A 25,162-nucleotide genomic window follows, 5' to 3' on the forward strand; every position below is an offset into this window, starting at 1 on the left:
CAATGCTTTATTATATATTTATAATACCACGTTTTTTGCTTAGAGTAAATATTTAATAACTGCTTAATTTATTTTGTGGCGCCGCAATAAATTTGATTGAATAACTAATTAATGAAAGTCTCAGTATTGTCTAAGTGCAAGTATACACCAATACTTTTATATACATTTTAAATAACTACTTAATCGATATATTTTAATCAAGCATAATATTAAATTGATACAAAGTTATATAGAGATAACGTTTGAACTAGTATTAAATACCTAAAAGACAGTTCAAAAACTGTCCACGCAAACTTGTAGCGACTTTATGTAGGACTCAAGCTAATAGTGAAATAATGTAACAAATCAAAAGGGACAAAGAATATTAGTGATAAAGGCAATTTCAAGCAATGGTTATCACTAAAATCATCGTCCCATAATTAATTTTTAATTGTGCTAGACAAATGTCTAATATGTATCCTCATACTCGTGAGTTTCAACTCGTCTAGCGTCATTGCGACCTGGTAAAAATTCCGCACGAATCTTAGGAGCAAGTGGTGGTGTCGGCCCGGTATATGGATGTACTACTTGAACAGTACGAACAGGGCGTGGTTTTTGTGAGAACAAACTTGACACACCAGCTACAACAATACCCCCACCAACCGTTAAAGCCATTCCTCCGACAGCCAAAATAATTCCAGACGACCACCAAGGAGTTTGGGTTTGCTGTAATGCATTTGCTCGCTGTTGGTTTTGTTGATCTTGTAATGCTCTTTGTTGGGCACTACCAATAACGGATTGAAGTTGGAAGTTGAGTTGTTGGTTTTCGGCTTTGAGTCGGTCGTTGTCACGTTGAAGAGCATCGAGTTGCATTTTTGCGCGCTCGTTGTCCAAACGTAACTGGTCATTAGGAGCATTTGGGACAGGATTTGGAACAACACCTTGTCCGGGATAACCGTATTGTCCAAACTGCTGTGGTACTACCTGCTGTGGTACAATCGGTGCCTGAATTTGTGGAGGAACAAAACCAGATTGAGTTGGGTTGCCTGTTCCTTTGAGTAGTACTAATGCTGCGAGTCCAGCAACTGCTACTCCACCAATAAATGCCATGCTTTCGCTCATCGCGCCCCCTTCCCTTCAAGCGATGTAACAATATTCATAATTTCCTTATACACTCTCACACTTATTCATCTATTTATACCTCAATTAACTTTATATGACCGCCTTCAAAAAATACATGGCGCCAATTAGCGCGCCCGTCCGACATACGCTTTATATATTCAAGACGATAACTGTTAAATTGTCTACTACGTAGGGTGATACTCTTGTTACTCTTAACACTTTTTATAATCACCTTTCAGGGTAAAAATCACTAATTAGTATTGGAATTATTTATGAACTAAGTAATTGCGTGTTTGAGACTTTTCGTAAATTGACTCACCGACTCTAAACCTTGTTGTGGCGTACCTTCAGCCAAACGTTTAACTACAGCACTGCCGACTATTACCGCGTCGGCACCCCAATCTTTGACCTGACGAGCTTGTTCTGCTTGTGATATTCCAAAGCCTACACCGATTGGCTTATCAGTAACGGCACGTATTTGACCAATTAAATCTGATACCCGTGTTTCGATTTTAGTACGTACTCCTGTTACTCCTGTAACGCTGACTAAGTAAATAAAACCTTGTGACGCGCGAGCAATAGCTTCAATTCGTTCCTTTGAGCTAGTTGGCGCCACTAACAGCGTTACATCAATATCCATAGCAGCAGCGGGTTCGAGTAGGGTAGCAGATTCTTCCAAAGGTAAATCGGGAACTACCAGCCCAGCAACACCCGATGATTTTACGTCTAGTAGAAAATTATCAATACCGCGATTTAATATTGGGTTGTAGTAAGTAAAAAGAATTATGGGCGCCAAAATTTGTGGTGTGGTTGCTTTCAACATCTCTAACACAGATGGCAGCGTCGTTCCATTTTGAAGTGCGCGTGTTGCTGCTGCCTGAATTACAGGCCCATCTGCAAGCGGGTCTGAATATGGAACCCCCAGCTCAATTATACTGGCGCCGCTAGTGTCAAGAACTTGTAAAGCAGCCGCAGTAGTATGTAAATCGGGGTCTCCAGCAGTAATGAAAGGAATTAAGGCACATGAATTTGTTTGCGCCAAAGTCTTGAAACAATCAGAAATAGCAGTCATTATCAAATATTCAAATCTTATTAGTACTTAGTAACTATTTAGTTTTCTTTTCTTGTTCAATCTCGGCTTGAATTTTTTCTAGTTCTTCGGGGGTAAGCTCGTTTAGACGTTTTTCAAAATAAGCTTCTTCATATTGTTGACGTTGCTCATGGTAAGTCATTTTATTACCGACCGCGCGTCCGAGATAGGTCACGAGCCAACCAATCAAGCCGACGACAAGTACCGCTTGAGTCCAAATACCAGCAGATTGACTATCAAAGCCAAATTGCTGGAATATTATGTACCCTAAGCCACCTGATAAGAAAACGCCTAATACAATAACAATCGCGTCTATACGTCGCATAAAGTTGTCATGACCTATCGAAAAATTATTTGAGCCTGATTTATTATTCTAAGCTTCAATTTGCCGACGCTTGGGTCGAAAATTGAGGAAAGGAGACAAAACGAGCAACCCTGGTAGAAACAAAAATACTAAAAAGTACATAAATGCACGCTCGAAAGAGCTTACTGTGTACCAGCGTAGCTTCATGTAATACACGATGATGAACGGCAACACCAAAAGATAAGCTCCAGCGAGAGCCAAGTACAGCAGGGGTACAATCATCGTCGAAGATAAAAGCGTCGTCATCATATAAAGTTCTGTTGTTTTGAGATAACTGCACTATTCCTATCATAGGGTGAATGCCCACTTGCGGGAAGTCCAGTTTGATTGATTTTAACGGCGCCAGCTACTCATAAATCCTGATTCAAAAATATTTTTCAATTTTTTTTAGAAAAATGTTGGACAAATCACATAATTGATGCTCAAATATATAGGGGGCAGTTGATGCCCTTACAAATAAACCCAAATTATATCTTGGGGGCGTGGCGGAATGGTAGACGCTACGGACTTAGACAACTGAGCCTTGCTGTGAGAAATCCTTCAAGTGTAAGCTCTCAAATTCAGGGAAACCTAATTCTATATTTTTATAGATATGGCAATCCTGAGCCAAGCCAAACAATTTTAGATTTCAGATTTTAGATTTTAGATTTATTTTCAATCCAAAATCCAAAATCCAAAATCCAAAATCTTGGAAGGTGCAGAGACTCGACGGGAGCTACCCTAACGTTAAGGCGAGGGTAAAGGGAGAGTCCAATCCTTAAAACCTACAGTTGATTCAAAGTTGGTAGTAGTGAAAGCTACAAAAGGATGAAAATCCGTTGACCTTAAACGGTCGTGAGGGTTCAAGTCCCTCCGCCCCCATATAATACACTTCCTTAGAGACCGATTATAATCGGTCTCTTGTCTTATTTACTCGTACTTATTGTATATCCCCCAGTAGAACATTACGGGCATCCAGCGTTCACACGATAAAATTAACGTAAATATTACTACTTATTTTTTGAATAATTACGTGTTTTTCGCCCTCCCGGCAAACTGCGTTAACGCAAAAAAGCCGCTATTTTACTAATTCATATGTATAGCTAGCGTAATTTTTATACAGTTTCAGCATTTGCGCGAGTTCAATACCATTAGGCGCCGAGCGTTGATTTTCCTAGAGGATATATAGATATAGAACTTATCCTCTAGGAATTTTAGGCGCCGCGCGTTGATTTTCCTAGAGGATATATAGATATAGAACTTATCCTCTAGGAATTTTGGGTGCCGCGCGTTGATTTTCCTAGAGGATATATAGATATAGAATTTATCCTCTAGGAATTTTAGGCGCCGCGCGTTAATTTTCCTAGAGGATATATAGATATAGAATTTATCCTCTAGGAATTTTAGGCGCCGCGCGTTGATTTTCCTAGAGGATATATAGATATAGAATTTATCCTTTAGGAATTTTGGGTGCCGAGCGTTAATTTTCCTAGAGGATATATAGATATAGAACTTATCCTCTAGGAATTTTAGGCGCCATTGTGATTCTTCTCATTTTAATAGTACCTATGTTTATCAATACGTATAGATATGTAGTGTAACTGTTACATTTGTCTTGGTGGATATCAGTAGTTACTTAAATAAAGTTCAATGAATTTACATATAAAATTGCGAGTTTATTAATTTTCTGTGAAAAAAATAAATATTTTAGTGAGGATAGATTGATACTCGCATAGGAGCAAGGTTAAGCTGGTGACAAGGAGAAAGAGGACTGTTGGTCTTGGGTAGCATAATGACCGTTAATAGCTTGCCACATGGTCAGGGTAATCGACATCTTCCAAAATCGAAGGACAAACGCATTAAATTACAGAACGTCCAAGAAAAAATGTACAGTTTTTTACTGCGAATTGTAAAAAGCTGGCAACCAGAGGAAGTTCTACGAGTTTTTAAGCGTTCTTTTATCGATTGCCTGGACTCAGAAGCCTCAAAGTCTTCTTTGGGGCTATATATCGTTTTTTTAGAACATTCAGAGCAGGAGTTTCGCAATACTATTAAGCGCTGCTGCTATATTTTGATTAATAACTGGGAAAGTACTAGAAGAAACAAATATATTCGTGAGTTGGTTGAGTTAATAGGTAACTATAAACTTCAGGTTACGCCTAATACTCCTTCTAAAATTAAAATAGCTCGAACTTGGTTAGATAATTTTCTTAAAAGTACAGATTATCAAGAGTTACAGCTATTTGCTCATCGTCATGATGAACAAGTGAAGGGACATTGGGTTAATCGTTATAGTTCATATTTACTACTAGCTCAATCTTTGAACGAAGATAATCCTAAAGAGCAGAAAGAAGCTGCTAGGAAACTTTCTAAGGTTTTGAAAGAAAAGTATAAGTTTGAGCTAGCAATGTATATCGCGCGCTCACAATCACAAGCATGTGTGCCGACAAGCTCAATTACTACACGCTATCGAAATCCCAGTATTTTAGGAGATAATGTTCTTAGGTTAATCAAAACTATCGTTTTAAAGAAAGGTGTTTTTAGCTATGAGAATATTGCCAATATTTTTATAAAACAAGTTCAAAATCAAAGCTTTTTAGATTTTAAAATTAGTTTACAAAAGTATTTAATTTTTTCGGTTCAACAGCAAGATTTTGTTGAAACTCTTAAACAGCAACTAGCTGATAAACTTGATTTATGGAAACAAGAATATCACGAACGCACCATCAATAAAGATTTTGTTCTAAGGACTTGTAACAGAGTAATCGACTGTTTGACTACGGAAAACGGACGCGAACCCTCGACTTTATTCATTATGTTACTTTCTCAAGGAAATCCGCTGACTTTAGTGGTTGTGCTACTTAAGATAGTTTTAATTTCCAAAAATTCACGTAATCATTTAGATATGAAAATTGCTGATTTAATTCGTTATTATGATAAATATCCAGAAGACGAATGTAAATGGGTAATTAATTTTATCGAAATTTTTAATATTACATTTGCTATTTACGCTGAAAACGTTGAATACAACTTAATCATGATGGAACAAGAAAAAGCAGTCCATGAGAATGAGAATAAAAATCAAAATAACGACTTAGACGCTTACCGAGTGTTTTCCCAGTTAAAAGCTTAAAAGTTAATGGTTAATCGCTCATCTGCAAACGCGAGTGCTGCACCTGCGCTTTCAGCGAAAATGCTGATTAAGCGGTATAAAGCAGCTGCGCTAATTACTAAGGCGCTAGGGAAGTGATACTGTAATATAACAATCGCTGTTGCTTCAAAAACTCCTAAACCACCTGGGGCGCCAGGTGTAATCAATCCGAGCAACCAAGCAAGACTAAATGCGCTCAAGAGTATGGGAAGCTGATGTAACTGTACAGGGGCAAGTGCAAATACAGTTAAAATAAATCCTGAAGCACGCAATACTAAAAAAGTAAGTTCTCCTAATAACGGCTTTAAAGGATAGCGTTCTAAACGTAAACTTGTGGTAGATTCCGAGGATTCTTCGGTAGAACCAGTTTTTTTATTCTTTAACTTCAGCTTTTGTAGAAAACTTAAAATCGGATTGAGAAAGCGGGGATGGAAAATACAAAGCACTACTATTAACAAAAGCACTTGCATAATTTGCACAATTGTGTTGTCTGTTAATGCGGTAAACTGGTTGCCGAATAAAACAATCACTACTGTTGCTGCTGCTGCCATTAATAATGGTTCGAGTAAAACGCTTAATGTCGCAACCCCTGTAGGTACTTGCGCTTTTTTGGCTGCAACAATTCTTCCCCAGTGATGCCAAACGTTACCTGGTAAATATTTCGCAATGTTAGTTTTGAGGTAAACTTGGATAAAATCGAAAGTTGGCACAGGCGCCTTTAATTCTCTTAACACCCAAGTCCATACCAAACCTGCCCAAGTATGTGCTAGTAAAGTTACACCAGTGGCAATACTAAGAATAGCCCATCCGGCTTCATCAATTTGAATCGCCACTACTGAGTACCAATTATCTTTCAAGGCTTTTGCCAAAAAAAATAACGTTCCACCCAAAATTAACCAGCGCAGTATCCGCTTGAACATCGACATCATTGTTTTTATAGCATTGTAGTAGGGCGGGTTGACAAATATCTTGCAATAAGCGCGTTCCTATCTTGTAAACCCGCCTTTACAAGTAGATGCAATGTTATATAAAAAAGTTCATTGATTGTAAAAAAAATTAAAATTCTACTTATTCAGATTCATCACAATTTTCTTGAGAACTACTGTATCAAACAAATACGAGTAGGATATTTACTAAATAATTAAACTAGCTTATATCCCTCTTGAGTTATAGCATATCACTCTCAAGATTAATAATTACTAGTCTTTTGTTAGAGGACAACGACTCTTTAATCTTTCTATATTGTGAATTGTTGTTGTCTTGCTGATCGCATTCATGACCACAACCGACGTGTGGAAATTGCTGCGCGTCCGAATTGCTATACAAATTAATCTTGAATCCCAGGAGGGCTAAGTGAAAGCCTTATTTTCTAGTATCAAGCTAGTAAGCTTACGTAAAATTGTAACTGCTACCCTATTTGCAGTTTTGTTGATGATAACAACTGCCTGTGCATCAGCAGATACACAAGCTGCCAATCCAAATAGCCAACCAGTACAAATGGGTGGCGCCAATAATCCTTACAAGGGTGGTGGGGATAAATTTACAAGAAATGAAAAGGGTAACGAAAAAGCGAGCTTGAATACTACACAACGAGTAGCAACTCGCGAAACCGAAATGTTATATCCAGGTGCGGAAACTCCAGCGGGTCGCGCTCAAAAAGAGGCTGAAATGCCCATCATCACCGAAAAAGATTTTCAACCAAAACCAGGTGGTTTAATTCAACGCTCTGAAGGTGTTGGTGAACGGCTTAAAGACCGAGTTGAAACAGTAACTGAATCAGTTAAAGATGCATCAGCGTTTTTAAAAGATAAGGCGGATGAAGCATCTGCTCGACCTGAGCTACAAAAAAATCCTGCTGTTGGCAAATAAAAGCGCGATTCGCTTAAAGGTAAAAATTTATCCCAAATCAATCAGAAACTTAAATAGAGAGGAGCAGTAGTAATGAAAAACTTGCGTCCGTTAAAGGCTTTAGCTGTTGTAGTATTAGGCTTGTTCTTGTTTTTTTCAAGCGTCAGTACTTCCCTAGCTGCTACATTAAAGCCTAATGCCGGAGAAAAATCTGAATATTATGCACCAAAAGATACAGGTGCTATTAACGATTACGAAGGCGGAATGAATAACTTTAGCGATAGAGATTCACGCGCACTTGGTAGCATCGAATCTCGTGCTGAAGCACTTAAGCGTCAAGCAGAAGAAAATATTAAGAAAAGTTCATCTAACGTTGCCAAAAATGCAAGTCGCGTTGCAAGAGATAGCGACAAATTAGGAGAAAACGTTCAAGAAAAAGCTGAGTCTGTTAAAGATAAATTACAGGACGAAGCAGACAGTTTCGGTAAGTCTACCAAGAAGGGCTTGAGAAACATCAAGAACAATGCACAAGATGCTCCTGGCTATGCAGCAGACCAAACTGAAAAAACAATTGGAAATCCAATTGAAGGCATTAAGCAAGCAGGCAAAGATGAAACTGAAACAGTAAAGCGCGGTTTTAAGGAATCTAAGTAAAAACGGATATAATATAATCCCAATTATCCCCCTTAAATAGGGGGAATTTGCATTATAGGGGGTTGGGGATCAATTATCCTTATTGTTTTGATACCAACTTTGTAAAGCTAGACGTTGAATTTGGCGCCAAGGTATGTTATATTTTCTTGCCAAAGAAGCACAATCTTCGTATTCGGGTTGAACATTCGTCACTACTTTATTTGTCGCTTCTCCAAGCCATGCAATTTTTACAGATACAGTTCCATAATTAGTTTCAACCGTTTCAATTTGTCGTTGCAGTGTAGTACGTTGCTGCGTCGAACAACGAATTCCTAAAGTTGTAGTTTCGCGAAATAAAATTTCTTGAATTTGCTGTATTTTTTCCTGCCTCGAAATTACAGTTAATAAAATTCCTGGACGTGATTTTTTCATACCGATGGACTGCGTAAATACATCTAATGCACCAGCAGTCAATAATTCATCGTACAAATAACCTATAGCTTGCGGGTTTAAATCATCGACTTGTGTTTCAAGAACAGAAACTGTTTCAATGTAAGGACTGCTATTCGATGATAGAATATTTGGATTGGTATTTGGATTAGAATTTGGTTCTGAGTCTGAATGACCTAACCAAGCCTGCAAAACATTTGATATAGATAAATTTAAACTTCCAGCCCCTAGTCCAACTTGCGTCATGACCATTGCTGGAGCAGCGCCAAATTGTTTTGCTAAAGTCGTTACTATCGCTGCACCAGTTGGCGTTACTAATTCTTTCTCAATACCATTACTATAAACAGGTACTCCGCGCGCCTCCCATAACTTTAATACCGCAGGAACAGGAACCGCCATTACTCCATGTGCTGCTTTCACAGTTCCACCACCAGTTGGCAATGCTGAACAATAAAGTAAAGGTAAACCATCTTCATTATTATCAATACCTAACCAATCTAAACCCAAACAAGTGCCTACAATATCAACTATCGCATCGACGGCGCCAACTTCATGAAAATGTACTTGTTCTGGTGCCACACCATGTACTGCACCCTCCGCAACCGCTAACTGCCGAAACACCGCTAAACTCCATACTTCTGCACGCGCTGGTAACTGTGCCTTCAAAATCATCGCCTCTATTTCTGGCAAATGGCGCCCATGATGATGATGATGGTGATGATGATGCCCATGATGTTGTCCCACCAAATTTACATGAACTTTTGTTGCTTCTTGGCTGTGGCGGTGGACTAATTCAGCGGTAATAGTATACTCGTTCTCAATTCCTAAAGAATTAAGCTTTTCTGTCAAATATTCAACTGGGACACCCAAACTTACCAAGGCGCCTAGACACATATCGCCTGAAATACCCGTCGGACATTGAAGATAAACAACTTTACTCATATTAATAATAGTAAATGACTAGTGGTTAACGGCGACTCCAATCTATGACAAAAATTTTTTCAATCCATCCTGAAAATCCCCAAACCCGTGGAATAGAACAAATACAAGCAGAACTGAGGCGTGGTGCAGTAATGCTGTATCCTACTGATACAGTTTATGCCATAGGTTGTGACTTGAATGCTAAATCAGCGGTGGAACGAGTTCGACAAATAAAGCAGCTAGCAAATAACAAACCTTTAACGTTTTTATGTTCCTCGCTTTCAGATATAGCCACATACGCTTTTGTTAGCGATAACGCTTACCGAACTATGAAGCGCTTGATTCCTGGGCCATACACATTTTTGTTACCTGCCACTAAACTAGTACCTAAATTAGTACAAAATCCGAAACGCAAAACTACTGGCATTCGAGTACCCAATCATAATGTGTGCTTAGCTTTATTGTCAGCTTTGGGGAATCCCATAATCTCAACGAGCGCGCACTTGCCAACCGAGAATGGTATTGATACAGATTTTGATACAAATTTTAAACTTGGTATTACACAAGCAGAATTATTTGACCGTTTGGATGATTTTGTTGATGTAATCGTCGATACAGGCGAGGCACCAACCAACAATACATCCACAATTTTAGACCTAACAGGGGATGAAGCAGTTTTAGTCCGTCAGGGTCTGGGTATTGTTGATTTTTATTCCTAAAACAAAAAGTCGTGTTTGGCGCCACTTTTAAAAGTGTCACACTCTCTCCACTAAAAATAGACAGATGTAGAGGGTGGTCGAAGTCTTGCAGTATAAGCGTTTGAGACCATAATAGCTATTGTCGGGCGCCCATGTGCCAGTCGCAGTGTGGCATTTCAAAGAAACCGACACAAGTAGATACCCGTAACTTTTTTTAATTCTATACAGTCATAGATGTGAGCGGTTAAAAAGCAATCGCCTAAAATTAGCTCGCACTTGTTACGGTGCTATCTTCCAGGAAAAAAAATCATGAAATCTAACTTCATCAACAACGTCTCAATCGCAAACCAGTCCGCTTCCGTCGAATTCTCTACTGAATTTACTGCTGTCACAGATAATACGTTAGTCGATTTACTTTGTCAGGAATTACAACCACAAATCAAAGCCTCCGAAGCCTGTGTTAAATCTGTCTCAGCACGCATTGCACGCGAAGTAGAACGCATTTGCGATAAAAGCTCTCGTATTCAAACTTCCGGAGAAATTAATTCCTGGTTACTAACCTTAGCAAAACATCGTATTCAAAAGTGCCTGCATTACTACAAGCTTGGTTCTCAAAGAGGTCGTGTAGAATTACATAGCAGCTTGGGTTCAATGGTATACCGCCATATCTCAACTCCTAATGTTCAGCTAGGATTTGACGCACGCTATTAATTTGATTGAAGATTTCTTACAAGCATTTTATATCGAGGCCATCAAAGCTTTTCGCCGTGAAAATGAACTAGCCGAAAATTACTCACCACGTACCAAGTTACAGTTAGCTGAGTATATGGCATTCACTGAACAATATGCAAAACGCCGAATTAACCTACCTGGTGGTTGTAACCAACAATTGATTATTTTACGCGCTCAAGGTTTTAGCCGGCGCCAACCACAAGAAACAACTGTTGACTTTGAAGCAGCACTCGAAGGTTCACGTACCGAAGAATCTGAAGCTTACCAACGTAACTCAACTGTACAGCAATTACGCGCACAGTTAGTGTCACAAGGAAACTTTGATCCCGCTGAAGATTCAGAACGTAACCGTGTTGTTCAAGAACTTATGAGCTACCTCGAAGCGCAAGGTCAAAAAGACTGTATCGATTATTTAACACTCAAACTCCAAGACTTATCTGCTCCTGAAATAGATCATATTTTAGGTTTAACTAGCCGTCAACGCGACTACTTGCAACAACGCTTTAAATACCACGTTGAAAAATTTGCTCGTACTCACAATTGGCAACTAGTACATCAGTGGTTGGGTGCGGGTATCGAGCAGAAATTGGGCTTATCTTCGCAGCAGTGGGACAATTTTGTCAGCCAGCTAACAGAGCAACAGCAACAAATTCTGCAACTAAAAACAGCACTTATTAATGACCAAGTTATTGCTAAAACTGTTAAATGCACACCAAAACAACTGCAAAAACGCTGGACTCAACTTTTGGAATTAGCATGGACAATTCGTAACGGTCATGCCGAAGCACAAGCTGGTTAATTGAATTAACTTAACTTCAAGTTATTAACTTAGAGTTAAAAATATTTCAAATTAGTTTGTAGCGTTTATTCTAATTCTAAATACGTGAAATTATTACACTTAATCATTAATTATAGGAAATCCCGTTCTATCGCAGAGCGGGATTTCTTTTTAATATCATCTGTCAAGCTCCCACTCGTCAACATCTCGAAAGGGCGCCAAATTGTTGCCACGTACATTAGAATGAATTGTATGTGCTTGACAACCTATAGTAAAACTAAGGCAGTATAAAATCAAATGTTTGACGGTTTTTGGGAGAATATTTCCCGTTACCCCCGCTACTTTATTACAACCCTTCTTGGCGTTTTACTCAACCTCTTCGCTCCAATGGCGCCATTACTCAAGCGTCCAGTAACTGTAATCGCCTTAATTGGTATCTTAGTAAGCAGCCTTGTGTTTGTAAGCTTAACATTACGCGCAATGCTCGGCTTAACCCCGGTTTAGTTTAAAGTGCTGAGTGCTGAGTGCTGAGTACTGAGTACTGAGTGCTATTTTTGATTGAGGAGACTTAAAATATTATGGCTAACAATCGTCGCGTTGAGCGCGTTGCAGAATTGATTAAACGAGAAGTCAGTCAAATGCTGCTTAACGGCATTAAAGATGACCGTGTGGGAACAGGAATGGTCAGCGTCACAGATGTTAATGTTTCTGGCGATTTGCAACATGCCAAAATTTACGTTTCCATTTACGGAACCCAAGAAGCCAAAGCCGAAACAATGGCTGGTCTAAAATCTGCCACTGGTTACGTCCGTAGTGAACTTGGCTCAAGGGTACGTTTACGTCGTACTCCAGAAGTCATGTTTGTTGAGGATGATTCAATTGAACGTGGTACAAATGTTTTGTCGCTGCTCAATCGTATTCGCAACGAACGTCCGGTAGATGATTCAGTAGATGATTTACAAGAAGACCAAGAAGACCAAGAAGAGCAGTAAGAGGTACCTCCAAAGCAGGGGATCAATACAGACTAAGGTTCTGAAAATTGTTCCCCCAAGCTTTTGCTTTCATTCATTCATCACAGTTTTGTCGCTTGATATTGGTTCTTTTAATAAATGTTATATAAATTTATAATAGTTAATCTTTTCAAGGCGCCTGCTGTTTTGAAGCATTATTCCCTCGGAACGTTATATTTTTAGCCCGATAATTTATGTAATTGCACTGCCTTGATGGCATTTTATGCTTGCCATTATTTGATATAATAGTATTGAAACGCTAGGCAATCGCCTTTTTGTTACACAGAAAAATCTGTAATCATATACTCAGTAAATTCTTAACCTAATTTAATACTTGTTTAAGAAACCCTTAAGACAAGATAAATCGTAAGAGCAAATGAGGTATGTTAACACTTAGTCCTTGAGCTAGTTTATACCTTTCACCTAGGCAGGTAACTTGTGTATATCTTATCTAGAAGAACAGTTTTGATTGTACGCCACCGCCACATATTTCATCGATAGCGGGCGCCCAAATCTGCCCTTCAGTTCTTACTTTCTCGCTGTTTCTCCACTTATGAAAACACTCTCTTTTGCCTTGGAGTGTTTAAGCAATGGCTTGTCGGCATCGCAAAGTAATATGTGTCGAAAAGCGTAGCTCTACACTGAGACCGGAAGATAGCAGGTGGGAAATATGTCAGGAGATATTGATTTTTTTCACATTTCTTTAGATAATTTGAAGGTGTGTAGCGCCAGAATGAAAATAGTTCCGTATAGCAAACTACAAAACTCAAGCCATAAGTAAATTTTTTTTGCTGCGTTAGTTTTAGTGCAATTTTGGGAACACTAGTTAAGTGTAATTCGTGAGTAAATAATATGAGTGTCAATACGGTGCCTTCTATCAGTTACTATTCTCTAGGCGTGATTCAAGACGAAGCACGTCGGCTGGTGCAGAAAGGGGTTGTAAGCAGACAGCAGCCCATTTATACCTTGTGCCAGTACATTCCAGCCAGAGAATGGGTTTGTATTGAGTGTGAATTAGAAAAATGCGACTTTTTGCTGCGAGACCGCATTGCCGACTTAATTGGTCGTGAGGAATGGGAAAACGACTAATTAATCTGAACGTTCGGTTTTTGGGTTGGGCTTAAGATTAAGTCACCATAGATTTGACAACCAAGGTACGGTTGCACAGACTGCTAGTCTGAAAAATCTCTGCTTACAACCGCTTACTCCCAATCCATGATTTAATTGTTCCCTGTTAACTTAAATCTTGGCTAAAAACTTTAAAGTTCCAAAATAGTAAAACCTACATAATACGGATTTATTACACCCGTGAGTCCTTATTCATCCCTGTCGTAGTGGGGATATATCAAAATCATTTTTAGCGCTTAATTGCGTCGGTGTCATCAGAGAAGGAACTATAAAAATTCATTGCTTGAGTCTTTTTGAATTCCCGGAGCAGTGCTGGCAGCAACACTTGCTCCTTTTTTAATTTTGATCCGCTGATCAAAATTGTTCTAAGTACTGATTCACGTCCTCTATAACTCGAGTGAGTTCAGCTTCTGTAGTTAATTTGATGGTGGCATCGCGCACGGTAATTAGAACTTTAGCAGCAAAAGGTGTTGCCCAGATATTTGGGTTACAAAAAATTTCTAGAAACACTTCTCCTGTGTATCTATACTCTACAGGACGTTGAGGAGTTGGTTTGGCGCCTCCACCACTTTTTGCCGTCGAAACAGCTTTGAGACTCATTATCAATTGGTCGAGTGCAGCTTTCAAGTCGCGTGCAGCAGACTCAGAAAAGCTAAAAGATATAGAACCTTCGCCCAAGTTTAATGTTAAGTGAGTACTAGACATAATTTTATTATCGTCACTTATTGACAATTGTTTACACAAAGAAACCAAAGAAACCGGGTTTCTATGGACAATCTCGTTTTCATTACTATATATCAACAAGAAACCCGGTTTCTAAATTTTGACGAAGAAACCAAAGAAACCCGGTTTCTTACCTTAGATTTATTCCTGAAGAAATAAAATTTATGAAAACCTTACTGGTATTAATGCAATAAGTAATCAAGTAGTTGAATAACAGGTAAGATAAGTCACTTATTTAATTAAGTCTATGTTGAGATAATAATTTGATAAATACTTGCAACAAACTCAAGTATAATATAGCAGCTAAAGAAATATATAAGCTATAGTATGTAAGGGTTTGCAACATTTATTTTGTGCTATTTGTTCTACAGTATAAATAGAGGCATGGATGTAAAATATACTGTATGAATTATGATAATCGTGGTGTTGTTAGAAGAGTTTTACTCATCACACTACTGCTGAATATTTTTGTGATGGTGCTAAAAGGTTTTGTTGGAACTTTGACCGGTTCTTTGAGCTTGCTTGCCGATGCGCTGCACAGTGTTACCGATAGTGCCAATAATGTACTAGGATTGATTACCAGTAGCTTTTCTTCTCCTTATCCCGACCGTGAACATCCTTATGGACATCAGAAATTTGAAGCTGTGGGAGCATTGGGAATTGCTGCTTTTTTGGGAATTGCCTGTTTTGAAATAATTCAAGGCGCCGTCGAAAAAATAATCAACGGTGGCAAACCAGTAAAAATTACTCCCTCAGAACTATGGATACTACTACTAGTATTGGGTGTAAACATTTTTGTAGCATTTTATGAACGTCGCGTAGGTAGGCGGGTAAAAAGTAATATATTGATTGCTGACGCAACCCACACAATGAGCGATATTTGGGTAACGATAACAGTTATCGCAGGATTGATTGGTGTGTGGTTAGGATATCAATGGTTAGATATAGTCTTATCCTTCCCCGTCGCACTTCTAGTATTTTGGAGTGGGTGGACAGTATTAAAAGAAAATTTACCGTGGCTTGTAGATGAAATGGCAGTTGCTCCCGAAGTCATTCACTCCTTGGCACTCTCAGTCCCTGGAGTTGTCAATTGTCATAATATTGCCTCACGTGGAGTTATTGGGCGCCAAGTATTTATAGAAATGGATTTAATAGTAGATGCAAACGACGTAGAAACATCTCACCGTATCACCGAACAAGTAGAAAAACTTCTAGAAGAGAGATTTTCTCCCGCCAGAGTTATGATACATGTAGAACCACCCAGCTATCTATCCAACCAAATTAGTTACTAAAAATTTTTCGGCAGTGGTATTCACAATGTCTTTAAAGTTATAAGAGATTGAAATATGTTATTAATATTTTGTGGCAAATAATATTGTCTGTATTAATTATAGCAAACCGATTTACTAATTTGCCAAATAATGTATATATTTACACTGTGGCTTGGGAAACATGACGACTGAGCTAACCGTTCTTATCATTGATAATTCTCCCAATGAACGGGAGCTTTACCGCCATTGTTTACAGCAAGACGCGAAATATAACTATACAATTATTGAAGCTTCCACTGGCAAAAGCGGTCTTGAATCATGGCGCCGATTTCAGCCAGATGTAATTTTACTCGACTTTTTGCTTCCTGATATCGACGGGTTAGAGGTAATTGACGAATTAAAAAAGCAAATCGATGAGCAACCGCGTACCTGGCTGCCTGCTGCAATAATGATAACTGGGCAGGGTAACGAAGCAGTTGCAGTCCAAGCAATGAAGAGCGGTATACAAGATTATTTAGTCAAGCGAGAGACTACACCGGATATTTTACGCTCAACATTACACTCAGCCGTCGAAAATGTACGATTACGCCGAAAATTGCTTTCTAGTGAGGAACGCTTTCGTACTTCAATCGAAAATTCACTCGACTGCTTCGGCTTTTATTCGGCAGTTCGTAACAACGAAGGTAATATAGTTGATTTTCGGTTTGAATATGTCAATGCTGCTGCTTGTGAAGCGAATATGTTGAGCAAAGAGGAGCAGCTAGGTAAGTTACTGTGCGAATTATTTCCTGCAACACGCACCAGTGGTTTATTCGATAAATATTGTTATGTCGTTGAAACTGGTCAACCCTTAATAAAGGAATCACTTATATATACCGATGTATTTGGCAAACAGTTGTCAACGCGCGTATTCGATATTCGGATTTCCAAAATGGGAGATGGAATTGTTGCATCATGGCGTGATGTTACAGCCAAAAAGCAAGCTGAGGACTTTATCGAGCGCATCGCCACAGCTACACCTGGTTTACTATACGTTTATGACTTAGTTGAGCAACGTAACGTCTATGTAAATCGTCAAATTGGCGAAGTGTTAGGTTATACGACATCCGAGATTGAAGCAATGGGCACCCAGTTATTTACTTTACTTATGCATTCAGAGGATGTGTTACGGTTGCCTCAACTGCTTGAGCGTTTTAATACACTTCAGGATGGTGATACTCTTGAAACTGAGTATAGGATGCGACATAAAAATGGGGAATGGAGATGGTTATTAAGTAAAGAAGTTATTTTTAAGCGTAATTTTGATAATTCACCCCGTCAAATTGTTGGGACTGCACTCGATATTACAGAACATAAGCGAACTGAGGAATCACTCCGCAAAAGTAATGAGCGGTTTCAATTGGCAGCGCGTGCTGTTAATAGCTTGATTTATGATTGGGACACTCTTGGTAACACTATAGAACGTAGCGATGGAATAACGCGGATTTTCGGTTATGATACTGCGGAAGTTGAGCCAACAGTTGAATGGTGGTATGAGTTAATTCATCCTGATGATATTAATGATTTGAAAAGCGCTCTTGATGCTATAATCGCCGAGCAAGATTGTTATACTTTATCCTACCGAGTACGTTCTAAAGATGGAAACTATCGGTATGTGGAAGAGAAAGGTAAGATAATTCGTAATTCGGAAGGAGATGTCGCACGAGTAGTTGGTAATGCTACAGATATTACTGTTGCAAAACAAACTGAAGCTGCATTGCGTGAAAGTGAAGCGAAATTTCGGCGCATTGTTGACTCAAATTTTGTAGGTGTTTATTTTGGTGATGCCAGTGGTCGCATTTTTGAAGCAAACAATGCTTTTTTAGAAATGTTTGGCTACACAGGTGCCGATATTGAGACAGGGGTTCTACGTTGGGATACAATGACCCCATCAGAATTTAAGGAACTCGATGCTGAAAAAATTCAAGAACTACAATTAAACGGAATTTGTACTCCATTTGAAAAAGAGTATTTTCACAAAGACGGTACGCGCGTCCCCATCTTACTTGGTATTGCCCAAATGGAGGGTAGAGAAGATGGTTACAGTGCTTGTTTTATCATAAATCTAACTCAGCTTAAACAAACAGAAGCGGCACTACGGCAAAGCGAAGAACGTTACAAACATTTATTAAAACTCGAAGAAAAAGCACGACAGTCAGCAGAAACAGCAAACCGTGCCAAAGATGAATTTGTCGCGATGGTATCACACGACTTGCGCTCTCCTCTAAATGCTATTTTAGGTTGGGCAAAGTTACTTCAAACGCGCAAATTTGACGAAGCAGCAACTCAAAAAGCACTTCAAACAATTGAACGCAACGCCAAGTCTCAGGCTAAACTTCTTGAAGATTTGCTTGATATGTCGCGTATCCTCAGAAGTAAGCTGCAATTAGAACTTTTGCCAGTTAACCTTTATACTGTTGTCACAGCGGCTATCGAAACAGCTTATCCAGGCGCCAACGCTAAAAACATTCGTTTTGTAACAGTACTTGATAACTCAATACCTCCTATCTCTGGGGATATTCATCGCTTGCAACAGGTAATGGGAAATTTACTCTCCAATGCGCTAAAATTTACCGACGTAGGTGGGCGTATCGAAGTATATTTATCAATTAAACACGCTTGGCAAGGAAATCAAGATTTAAATTACATTCAAATAGACGTTAAAGATACAGGTATAGGTATCAAGCCAGAGTTTTTACCCCAAGTATTTGAACGTTATCAACAAGATAATTCTAATGGCAGGCACCAGGGTTTAGGTTTAGGACTGGCAATTGCAAGTCACATCATTGAATTACATGGTGGAACAATTACTGCCACAAGTCTAGGTGAAGGACAAGGAAGTACTTTTACAATTCGATTCCCTTTTAATAATAATCCCCCCCTAACCCCCCCTTAATAAGGGGGGGAACAAGAATTCAAAGTCTCTTATAAAAAAGTCTCTTATAAAAACGGAGCAAAAAGTAAATTCTTAGCCCCCCTTATCAAGGGGGGTTGGGGGGATTAATTATATTTTTGTGTATTTTGTAACATTTTTCTTCTCAGATAAATCACGCAAACTAAAAAATACACAATATTTTATTCAGTAATAATTCCGAAGCAAAAAGCTACTAAATTTTTTTACAATTCAATAAATCTCACGATTTACACACACTATTACAAGTCCAAATACTTGATTCAAGAACTTATCAAGTATTTGAACTTTTCACTGTCTATATATAGACGAAATATTGGAAATTAAAAGGCGCCTATTCCCACTCGATAGTTCCAGGTGGTTTCGAGGTAATGTCATAGACAACGCGGTTAACACCTTTAACTTCGTTAACTATACGATTAGAAATTACTTCCAAAACGTCATAAGGTACGCGGGCCCAATCTGCTGTCATTCCATCTTCGCTAGTAACAATTCGCAGAACAATCGGGTACGCATAAGTACGTTGGTCGCCCATTACACCAACGCTTTTTATTGGTAGTAATACTGCAAAAGCTTGCCAGCAATCATGATACAAACCATTTTGGTTAATTTCTTGCCGTACAATTAAGTCAGCATCGCGTAATATATTCAACCTCTCAGCAGTAACTTCGCCTAAAATACGAATTGCCAAACCGGGGCCTGGAAAAGGATGACGTTGAACTATTTCTTCTGGCAAACCAATTGAACGTCCGACTTTACGTACTTCGTCTTTAAAAAGCTTGCGAAGCGGTTCAATCAGTTTAAATCGTAGGTCTTTGGGCAACCCACCAACGTTATGATGACTCTTAATTTTTACTGCTACCCGTTCACCTGTTTGTGGGTCTACGTTAGTATCAGCAGATTCGATAACATCAGGATATAACGTTCCTTGTGCTAAATAATCGAATGGCCCTAAACGTCTTGATTCTTCCTCGAAGACTCTAATGAACTCGTGTCCGATAATACGTCGTTTTTCTTCTGGGTCAGTAATACCATCAAGCGCAGTTAAAAAGCGTTGACGTGCGTTGACATACTCTACAGGTATATGAAACTCATCTTTGAACAATTTTACTAATCGTTCTGGCTCCAACTTCCGCATAAAGCCTTGGTCAATAAACATACATGTAAGCTGTTCACCAATCGCTTTATAGAGTAAAAATGCGAGTGTCGAAGAGTCAACTCCTCCAGATAAAGCAAGTAGAACGCGCTTGTTGCCAACACGTGCTTTGATTTCGCGTACTGCTTCTTCTACAAATGCGTCAGTCGTCCAAGTTGGTTCGCACTCACAAATGTCGTAAACGAAATTACGAATTAATGCTCCTCCACCATGTGAGTGAACGACTTCTGGGTGAAATTGGACTCCGTAAAGTTTATGAGCATGATTAGCTATGGCAGCGCAGGGTGTGTTATCGGTATGTGCCAATAACTCAAAACCCGATGGCATGGTGTTTACAGAGTCACCGTGACTCATCCACATTGTCGTACCAGTTTCAACGTTTGCGAGTAGGTCTGTTGCGTCATCTACATATAATGAGGCTTTTCCATATTCACCTCTAGTGGCACGCGATACTTCTCCACCCAACTGCTGCACCATTAACTGCATACCGTAGCAAACACCCATAATGGGTATGCCCAGATGCCAAATTTCTGGGTCACAATGTGGGGCGCCTGTATCATAAACTGAACTTGGACCACCCGAAAGAATAATTCCTTTGGGATTTAGTTGACGAATTTGCTCTGCTGTGGTGCGATAGGAAAGGACTTCGGAATATACTTGAGTCTCGCGAACTCGACGAGCTATCAGTTCAGAGTACTGAGAGCCAAAATCGAGGATAACTATTATTTGGCGAGTAATAAGTCTCAAAGACTGCTTTTCCTGAGACACTTGTTCTGTTAGTAGAGTCACCGCTGTATTCATGATGAATGGGAGTGTAAATGTTACGCGAAGGATAATACGAAACTCTCACAGACGCTTAAATTAAACTACGTCTGCCTCGTGACTATAATTGGGAATGGCGTTAAAAACAAAAATCTACCCTAGAGTGGATACGATAAATCACTATTTATTCTGATATTTATGATTATTCATAATAAGTTAACATAATTTTGCGATTGGGTAACAAAGAGTTAGACTTTTTACAATATCTTGATGCGGAAGCTTTTGTTACATTGTGAATTTAATTACTTTACCTGTACTGAGATAACTATAAAGCTTTTTGAATCGCCCACTGCATTAATTACACACCAACATCTGACAACCGAGCTTGCATAACCGACCAAGATAATTTTTGCTCGATATAACGAGGGGCTTCGGGATTATAAGGGCTAGCGACTATATCGATACTTAGTATATTAGCATCATCTGGTAAAACTGGCACATCGGGGTCAGATGGTGTTCCACGTACCAACGAACTAGAAAATCCTTTAAAAACAGTAATCTCGTCCTCTTCACCATCTATAAGCGCAGTTACGACTAAAACGTGAAAAGGGCGTTTAATTGTATAACTTTCCAGTCTTTTTTCAACTGAGTTCATAATAATTATTTGTATGACCTGGGTTAAAACCCAGGTTTCGTTTTATTGTTCGGTTGCTGACCGTCCTTGTTTGCCAAGTCTGACAATTACGAAATAACTTAGGTAAATAACATAAATTATCAAACCCAAAATACCAAGTATTCCTAAGAACGGTACTTTTGTATTACCGTGGAAAATATCTTTAAATGCTAAAGGCGCCTCTAACCACAGTTGACAAGTACTAGTCTTGATAGCGGTATCAGAAAACCCACAACCTAGTGCAGGAGTTAATGCGATAATACCTAGAATACAATAAAAGGTGGTTGCCCATCGCCACGAGGTAAAAATTAACTTTAAGGCGCCAGACTGATATTCAATTTCATCATTCAAGTCTACCCAAAACCATAATGAAATTGGAACCAGAATCCGCGCAAGTAACCCAGAAAGAAAAGCAACCGGATACTGAGCAATCATTAAATAAAGCGTAATAGCTAACAAACTAGCCACTCGCCAGTAAATCATCAACAAATGCTGTATTGGTTGAGCTTTTTGAACAAACGCCCAAATTAGCAAGATTAAAGGAATAACTACGGTAAATAATATAGCTAATCGATAATCAAGCCAAACTAGTCCACGATACCAACCTTCATTTCCCATAATTAATCAATTTTAAATATATATACAGCTAAGAAACCCGGTTTCTAGCCATTCATTGTCGCAGACAAATCGTTGCTTTGATTACAAGATATCAATAAGAAACCAGGTTTCTGGGTTTCTCAACGTGTAACAAATGACACATGATAGCATTAATAAATAAAAAGACAAGCAAAATTAAGATTTAGGAATGCTTATCTTACACGGTGGGTGCTAGACTTGCTCAAAAATCTTAGTTGCTTGCCTGACTTTAGACGCGCTCTAACTGGGTTATTCTTCGTATACTCTGCACTCAGCAGCGTCTGGGTTAGCGTCGCAGTATTGTTCTAAAGAGTTTTTTGGTTTTTCTTGGCGTTGGTGTGAAGCTTCAGCTTGAAGTTCTTCAACAGCGTCCCAAGCAGCAGCGCACTCAGACGACTCACCACCAGTGGCGTCGCAAACAGCGCGAGCTTGTTCGAGTTCTTGTTGGATTCTTTCTTGGATACTCATTGGTATTACCTTAAGTGATTGTCAAACAGATTATTTCTGATTGTACCAGTATGGTTTTGATGGAAAAAACACATTCTAGGTTGATGTAAACACCATTTTAGCGAGTGGACGCTACGTCTGGGTATATATTCCTATACTTTACATCTCAATACTATCAATACACAATAACTCGTACCAATTCTGGATATCCTTATTGATTTTTTAAGATTTAGGCGAATAATTTTTACTGGAAAACCCGAATATACAATTACGGTTAGTCTAAGATTAGGTATAACACCACGCTTAAACCGAAGCCTCACACAAACTCATGGCACGAATGCAATGGGCGAATGCCCTATCAACCCGTCCTTCATTAGAAGCTGCTGTTAACGAAGTAGTGGAGAAAGCCACTTCGCAGTTAACGCACGAACCTCATTTAGGACTGGTATTTATATCCAGTGCATTTACAAGCGAGTATTCAAGGTTATTACCGTTGTTGGCCCAAAAGCTTTCTGTACCTGTGTTAATAGGTTGTAGTGGTGGTGGCATAGTTGGTACAAATGCTCAAAATCAAACACAGGAACTCGAAGCGGAACCCGCGCTCGCGTTAACTTTAGCCTACTTACCAGATGTTAATGTCCAGGCATTTCATATTACCCTAGATGAACTACCCGATTTAGATAGTTCGCCAGATGCTTGGGTTGATTTTATTGGTGTGCCCGCAAACCCAGTCCCAAAATTTATTTTGTTTTCTGGGACATTCTCAACGGGTGTTAATGATTTACTTCAAGGACTAGATTTTGCTTATCCTGGTTCGGTGACATTAGGTGGTCAAGCGAGTGGTAGTGGTGGGTTTGGCAGTCGAGTTGCTTTGTTTTACAACGGCAAAATGCACCGTGATGGTTTGGTAGGGGTAGCTTTGAGTGGCAATATTGTTGTAGATACAATAGTTGCCCAAGGATGCCGACCCATTGGCGAACCGCTACAAGTAACCAGAGGTGACCGCAATATTATCCTTGAACTCAACGACAAAGTGCCCCTCGCAGTGTTGCGTGACTTAGTTGCTGACCTGAGCGAAGAAGAAAAAATGCTAGCGCAGAACTGGTTATTTGTGGGGGTCGCAATGGACGAATTTAAACAAAATTTACAGCAAGGCGACTTTTTGATACGTAGCATTCTTGGCGTTGATCCCTCAGCAGGCGCCATCGCGATAGGAGATGTAGTGCGTCCAGGACAGCGCTTACAATTTCATATTCGTGACGCCCAAACCAGTGCCGAAGACCTAGAATTATTTCTACAAAGTTATCAAAAAGAGCATTTTGGACAAGAAACTCCTGTAGGCGCCTTAATGTTTTCTTGTTTAGGAAGAGGTGAAGGACTATATGGTCAACCTAACTTTGACTCGCACTTATTCCAACGCTACCTCCACAACATACCCCTAAGCGGATTTTTCTGCGGTGGCGAAATTGGCCCCGTTAAAGGCAGAACATTTCTCCACGCTTTCACATCCGTCTTTGGTATCTGCCGTCAATTGTAATAGCGTATTACAACAACAACGAAATATTATTATCAATCAACGCCGGATGACCCTCTTTCGTCATCGCAGCATACTTGTAAAAATAATTACTAACCTCTTTTGGAAATTGCGGATAATCAAACACTGCATCACCGTCAGCGATATTAGCCCAAAAATCGCGTAAAGTCGGCGCCAACTCTTCAGCTTTACTTACAGGTAAACTTAAAGGTGGCAACGTTAACAGCTTAACGAGAAAGGAAAAACTACGGTCGCCCATCCAAGTGCGCGAATAAGATTGTAAATTAGGAAATTCAGGTACTGACTCAACGCGATACGATAAAACCTGCAACCGACTATTTCCAACTTCATCCTGTCGATACTCAAATATTCTATAAGGATGTGGATAACTTACCAATGAACCAGTAGTGATATCATATACCCCGTTATCTTCGGCAATATCTTGAACGTGTAAATGCCCAGTAAAAACAAGCTTGACTTGATAACGCTGTAACACCTCTAATAACTCGCTTGCATTCTCCAGCATATAGCGATTAGCCATTGGGTGGCGCGCTTGATTCGGTAAATGTTCCACCACATTATGATGTATCATTACTAACACAAGTTCATCTTTCGCATCAGCCAACACTTTGTCTAACCACTGTAATTGTTGTGGAACTAGGCGCCCAACAAGGTTTCCTTGTTCATCAAAAGCATTAGAATTAAGAGCAACCAACCGTACACCTGGTAAAATCAAACGAGTATAATATAGTTCGTCGTTCTCGTAACCAAACTTACGGTAATACTTGGGAAAATCTTTAAAAGCAATCGATTGACTATTTGCTTCCAGAACAGGAACGTCATGATTACCAGGAATTACATAAGCTTGAATTGGTAACTTAGCCAAACGTTGCTGCAACCAGTTATGATTATCAGGTTCGCCATGTTGAGTTAAATCACCAGGCAACAAAATAAAATCTAAATCGATTTGCATCAAATGTTCAAGTACACTTTCAAAAGCAGGAATACTCACCTCAACCAAATGAAACCGACTAGGGTGATCCCAAATAGTATGAGGAAGTGCGATATGCAAATCGCTGACTACAGCAAAACGAAAGTTCGGAATCATTGAACTAAGGGTAATTTTA

The 25,162-nt window shown here is 39.3% G+C and carries 22 protein-coding genes and 1 pseudogene; 11 read left to right on the top strand and 12 right to left on the bottom strand.

Annotated elements, in window-relative coordinates; translation table 11 throughout:
- Positions 1 to 447 precede the first annotated feature (447 nt).
- The 4 genes from DSM106972_RS00240 to ndhL form a co-directional block, all read right to left on the bottom strand.
- Positions 448 to 1,101 carry a heterocyst differentiation related protein gene (locus DSM106972_RS00240; RefSeq protein ID WP_127077745.1) on the bottom strand — a complete coding sequence of 218 codons (654 nt, stop codon included), beginning with the start codon at positions 1,099 to 1,101 and terminating at the stop codon, positions 448 to 450.
- A 277-nt stretch (positions 1,102 to 1,378) separates the two neighbouring features.
- Entirely contained in the window at positions 1,379 to 2,173 is a 795-nt protein-coding gene (gene trpA / locus DSM106972_RS00245) for a tryptophan synthase subunit alpha (RefSeq protein WP_127077747.1), read from the bottom strand.
- Positions 2,174 to 2,207: 34 nt separating this feature from the next.
- Positions 2,208 to 2,516 (bottom strand): DUF3007 family protein, encoded by a 309-nt coding sequence (locus DSM106972_RS00250; protein WP_127077749.1) that lies wholly within the window; start codon positions 2,514 to 2,516, stop codon positions 2,208 to 2,210.
- A 48-nt stretch (positions 2,517 to 2,564) separates the two neighbouring features.
- Entirely contained in the window at positions 2,565 to 2,801 is a 237-nt protein-coding gene (gene ndhL / locus DSM106972_RS00255) for an NAD(P)H-quinone oxidoreductase subunit L (protein ID WP_127079061.1), read from the bottom strand.
- Positions 2,802 to 4,326: 1,525 nt separating this feature from the next.
- Between ndhL and DSM106972_RS00260 the strand changes: the two genes are divergently transcribed.
- Positions 4,327 to 5,667, top strand: a complete 1,341-nt coding sequence (locus DSM106972_RS00260) for a Sll1247 family protein (RefSeq protein WP_127077751.1) — start codon at positions 4,327 to 4,329, stop codon at positions 5,665 to 5,667.
- Here DSM106972_RS00260 and DSM106972_RS00265 read toward each other — a convergent pair.
- Positions 5,664 to 6,605: a lysylphosphatidylglycerol synthase domain-containing protein gene (locus DSM106972_RS00265; protein WP_127077753.1), complete on the bottom strand. Its 942-nt coding sequence runs from the start codon at positions 6,603 to 6,605 to the stop codon at positions 5,664 to 5,666. The two genes, DSM106972_RS00260 and DSM106972_RS00265, sit on opposite strands and share 4 nt — an antisense overlap.
- Before the next feature lie 433 nt (positions 6,606 to 7,038).
- Between DSM106972_RS00265 and DSM106972_RS00270 the strand changes: the two genes are divergently transcribed.
- Positions 7,039 to 7,554 carry a DUF6658 family protein gene (locus tag DSM106972_RS00270; protein WP_127077755.1) on the top strand — a complete coding sequence of 172 codons (516 nt, stop codon included), beginning with the start codon at positions 7,039 to 7,041 and terminating at the stop codon, positions 7,552 to 7,554.
- 72 nt (positions 7,555 to 7,626) lie between these two features.
- The gene (locus DSM106972_RS00275) at positions 7,627 to 8,187 is read left to right on the top strand and encodes a hypothetical protein (RefSeq protein WP_127077757.1); all 561 of its coding nucleotides are present in this window, start codon (positions 7,627 to 7,629) and stop codon (positions 8,185 to 8,187) included.
- A 69-nt stretch (positions 8,188 to 8,256) separates the two neighbouring features.
- Here the strand turns inward: DSM106972_RS00275 and larC are convergent, their stop codons facing one another.
- Positions 8,257 to 9,558: a nickel pincer cofactor biosynthesis protein LarC gene (larC, locus tag DSM106972_RS00280; protein ID WP_127077759.1), complete on the bottom strand. Its 1,302-nt coding sequence runs from the start codon at positions 9,556 to 9,558 to the stop codon at positions 8,257 to 8,259.
- Between the two features lie 44 nt (positions 9,559 to 9,602).
- Between larC and DSM106972_RS00285 the strand changes: the two genes are divergently transcribed.
- From DSM106972_RS00285 to DSM106972_RS00305, 5 genes and pseudogenes are all read left to right on the top strand, one after another.
- A complete protein-coding gene (locus tag DSM106972_RS00285; RefSeq protein ID WP_127077761.1) occupies positions 9,603 to 10,256 on the top strand; it encodes an L-threonylcarbamoyladenylate synthase in 654 nt (217 codons plus the stop codon).
- A 288-nt stretch (positions 10,257 to 10,544) separates the two neighbouring features.
- Positions 10,545 to 11,766 (top strand): annotated as a pseudogene (locus DSM106972_RS00290) (HetZ-related protein).
- Positions 11,767 to 12,042: 276 nt separating this feature from the next.
- Positions 12,043 to 12,249, top strand: a complete 207-nt coding sequence (locus tag DSM106972_RS00295; RefSeq protein WP_073620550.1) for a DUF751 family protein — start codon at positions 12,043 to 12,045, stop codon at positions 12,247 to 12,249.
- 74 nt (positions 12,250 to 12,323) lie between these two features.
- Positions 12,324 to 12,737: a 30S ribosome-binding factor RbfA gene (gene rbfA, locus DSM106972_RS00300; protein WP_127077763.1), complete on the top strand. Its 414-nt coding sequence runs from the start codon at positions 12,324 to 12,326 to the stop codon at positions 12,735 to 12,737.
- A gap of 870 nt (positions 12,738 to 13,607) precedes the next feature.
- Positions 13,608 to 13,844 (top strand): DUF4327 family protein, encoded by a 237-nt coding sequence (locus tag DSM106972_RS00305; protein WP_127077765.1) that lies wholly within the window; start codon positions 13,608 to 13,610, stop codon positions 13,842 to 13,844.
- Between the two features lie 393 nt (positions 13,845 to 14,237).
- On the opposite strand, the gene DSM106972_RS00310 is transcribed toward DSM106972_RS00305, so the two are convergent.
- The gene (locus DSM106972_RS00310) at positions 14,238 to 14,588 is read right to left on the bottom strand and encodes a hypothetical protein (protein WP_127077767.1); all 351 of its coding nucleotides are present in this window, start codon (positions 14,586 to 14,588) and stop codon (positions 14,238 to 14,240) included.
- A 422-nt stretch (positions 14,589 to 15,010) separates the two neighbouring features.
- Here DSM106972_RS00310 and cdf31 point away from each other — a divergent pair, with 422 nt between their 5' ends.
- Together cdf31 and DSM106972_RS00320 are read left to right on the top strand one after the other, a co-directional pair.
- Positions 15,011 to 15,898 carry a CDF family zinc efflux transporter Cdf31 gene (gene cdf31 / locus DSM106972_RS00315; protein ID WP_127077769.1) on the top strand — a complete coding sequence of 296 codons (888 nt, stop codon included), beginning with the start codon at positions 15,011 to 15,013 and terminating at the stop codon, positions 15,896 to 15,898.
- Between the two features lie 160 nt (positions 15,899 to 16,058).
- A complete protein-coding gene (locus DSM106972_RS00320) occupies positions 16,059 to 18,812 on the top strand; it encodes a hybrid sensor histidine kinase/response regulator (RefSeq protein WP_127077771.1) in 2,754 nt (917 codons plus the stop codon).
- A 349-nt stretch (positions 18,813 to 19,161) separates the two neighbouring features.
- Here DSM106972_RS00320 and guaA read toward each other — a convergent pair whose 3' ends face one another.
- The 4 genes from guaA to DSM106972_RS00340 form a co-directional block, all read right to left on the bottom strand.
- Positions 19,162 to 20,784, bottom strand: coding sequence for a glutamine-hydrolyzing GMP synthase (guaA, locus tag DSM106972_RS00325; RefSeq protein WP_127077773.1), 1,623 nt, complete (start codon positions 20,782 to 20,784; stop codon positions 19,162 to 19,164).
- Between the two features lie 319 nt (positions 20,785 to 21,103).
- On the bottom strand, positions 21,104 to 21,400 hold the full coding sequence (locus DSM106972_RS00330) for a DUF7734 family protein (protein WP_411675262.1): 297 nt from the start codon (positions 21,398 to 21,400) through the stop codon (positions 21,104 to 21,106).
- 42 nt (positions 21,401 to 21,442) lie between these two features.
- Positions 21,443 to 22,036 carry a DUF3177 family protein gene (locus tag DSM106972_RS00335; protein WP_127077777.1) on the bottom strand — a complete coding sequence of 198 codons (594 nt, stop codon included), beginning with the start codon at positions 22,034 to 22,036 and terminating at the stop codon, positions 21,443 to 21,445.
- Between the two features lie 267 nt (positions 22,037 to 22,303).
- Positions 22,304 to 22,522, bottom strand: a complete 219-nt coding sequence (locus DSM106972_RS00340) for a Calvin cycle protein CP12 (RefSeq protein ID WP_127077779.1) — start codon at positions 22,520 to 22,522, stop codon at positions 22,304 to 22,306.
- Positions 22,523 to 22,838: 316 nt separating this feature from the next.
- Here DSM106972_RS00340 and DSM106972_RS00345 point away from each other — a divergent pair, with 316 nt between their 5' ends.
- The gene (locus DSM106972_RS00345; protein WP_127079063.1) at positions 22,839 to 24,038 is read left to right on the top strand and encodes an FIST signal transduction protein; all 1,200 of its coding nucleotides are present in this window, start codon (positions 22,839 to 22,841) and stop codon (positions 24,036 to 24,038) included.
- 7 nt (positions 24,039 to 24,045) lie between these two features.
- Here DSM106972_RS00345 and DSM106972_RS00350 read toward each other — a convergent pair whose 3' ends face one another.
- Positions 24,046 to 25,143 (bottom strand): metallophosphoesterase family protein, encoded by a 1,098-nt coding sequence (locus DSM106972_RS00350; RefSeq protein WP_127077781.1) that lies wholly within the window; start codon positions 25,141 to 25,143, stop codon positions 24,046 to 24,048.
- Between the last annotated feature and the right edge of the window lie 19 nt (positions 25,144 to 25,162).

Origin of the sequence: Dulcicalothrix desertica PCC 7102 (genome assembly GCF_003991905.1) — a bacterium.
Taxonomy (GTDB): Bacteria; Cyanobacteriota; Cyanobacteriia; order Cyanobacteriales; family Nostocaceae; genus Dulcicalothrix; species Dulcicalothrix desertica.

Excerpts from the sequence above, each read along its gene's own strand:
- rbfA (WP_127077763.1), top strand. The coding sequence starts at position 12,324 with ATGGCTAACAATCGTCGCGTTGAGCGCGTTGCAGAATTGATTAAACGA.
- DSM106972_RS00240 (WP_127077745.1), bottom strand. The coding sequence starts at position 1,101 with ATGAGCGAAAGCATGGCATTTATTGGTGGAGTAGCAGTTGCTGGACTC.
- ndhL (WP_127079061.1), bottom strand. The coding sequence starts at position 2,801 with ATGACGACGCTTTTATCTTCGACGATGATTGTACCCCTGCTGTACTTG.
- larC (WP_127077759.1), bottom strand. The coding sequence starts at position 9,558 with ATGAGTAAAGTTGTTTATCTTCAATGTCCGACGGGTATTTCAGGCGAT.
- DSM106972_RS00285 (WP_127077761.1), top strand. The coding sequence starts at position 9,603 with ATGACAAAAATTTTTTCAATCCATCCTGAAAATCCCCAAACCCGTGGA.
- DSM106972_RS00350 (WP_127077781.1), bottom strand. The coding sequence starts at position 25,143 with ATGATTCCGAACTTTCGTTTTGCTGTAGTCAGCGATTTGCATATCGCA.
- DSM106972_RS00305 (WP_127077765.1), top strand. The coding sequence starts at position 13,608 with ATGAGTGTCAATACGGTGCCTTCTATCAGTTACTATTCTCTAGGCGTG.
- DSM106972_RS00340 (WP_127077779.1), bottom strand. The coding sequence starts at position 22,522 with ATGAGTATCCAAGAAAGAATCCAACAAGAACTCGAACAAGCTCGCGCT.
- cdf31 (WP_127077769.1), top strand. The coding sequence starts at position 15,011 with ATGAATTATGATAATCGTGGTGTTGTTAGAAGAGTTTTACTCATCACA.
- DSM106972_RS00265 (WP_127077753.1), bottom strand. The coding sequence starts at position 6,605 with ATGTTCAAGCGGATACTGCGCTGGTTAATTTTGGGTGGAACGTTATTT.
- DSM106972_RS00275 (WP_127077757.1), top strand. The coding sequence starts at position 7,627 with ATGAAAAACTTGCGTCCGTTAAAGGCTTTAGCTGTTGTAGTATTAGGC.
- trpA (WP_127077747.1), bottom strand. The coding sequence starts at position 2,173 with ATGACTGCTATTTCTGATTGTTTCAAGACTTTGGCGCAAACAAATTCA.
- DSM106972_RS00310 (WP_127077767.1), bottom strand. The coding sequence starts at position 14,588 with ATGTCTAGTACTCACTTAACATTAAACTTGGGCGAAGGTTCTATATCT.
- DSM106972_RS00335 (WP_127077777.1), bottom strand. The coding sequence starts at position 22,036 with ATGGGAAATGAAGGTTGGTATCGTGGACTAGTTTGGCTTGATTATCGA.
- DSM106972_RS00330 (WP_411675262.1), bottom strand. The coding sequence starts at position 21,400 with ATGAACTCAGTTGAAAAAAGACTGGAAAGTTATACAATTAAACGCCCT.
- DSM106972_RS00295 (WP_073620550.1), top strand. The coding sequence starts at position 12,043 with ATGTTTGACGGTTTTTGGGAGAATATTTCCCGTTACCCCCGCTACTTT.
- DSM106972_RS00250 (WP_127077749.1), bottom strand. The coding sequence starts at position 2,516 with ATGCGACGTATAGACGCGATTGTTATTGTATTAGGCGTTTTCTTATCA.
- DSM106972_RS00345 (WP_127079063.1), top strand. The coding sequence starts at position 22,839 with ATGCAATGGGCGAATGCCCTATCAACCCGTCCTTCATTAGAAGCTGCT.
- DSM106972_RS00260 (WP_127077751.1), top strand. The coding sequence starts at position 4,327 with ATGACCGTTAATAGCTTGCCACATGGTCAGGGTAATCGACATCTTCCA.
- DSM106972_RS00320 (WP_127077771.1), top strand. The coding sequence starts at position 16,059 with ATGACGACTGAGCTAACCGTTCTTATCATTGATAATTCTCCCAATGAA.
- guaA (WP_127077773.1), bottom strand. The coding sequence starts at position 20,784 with ATGAATACAGCGGTGACTCTACTAACAGAACAAGTGTCTCAGGAAAAG.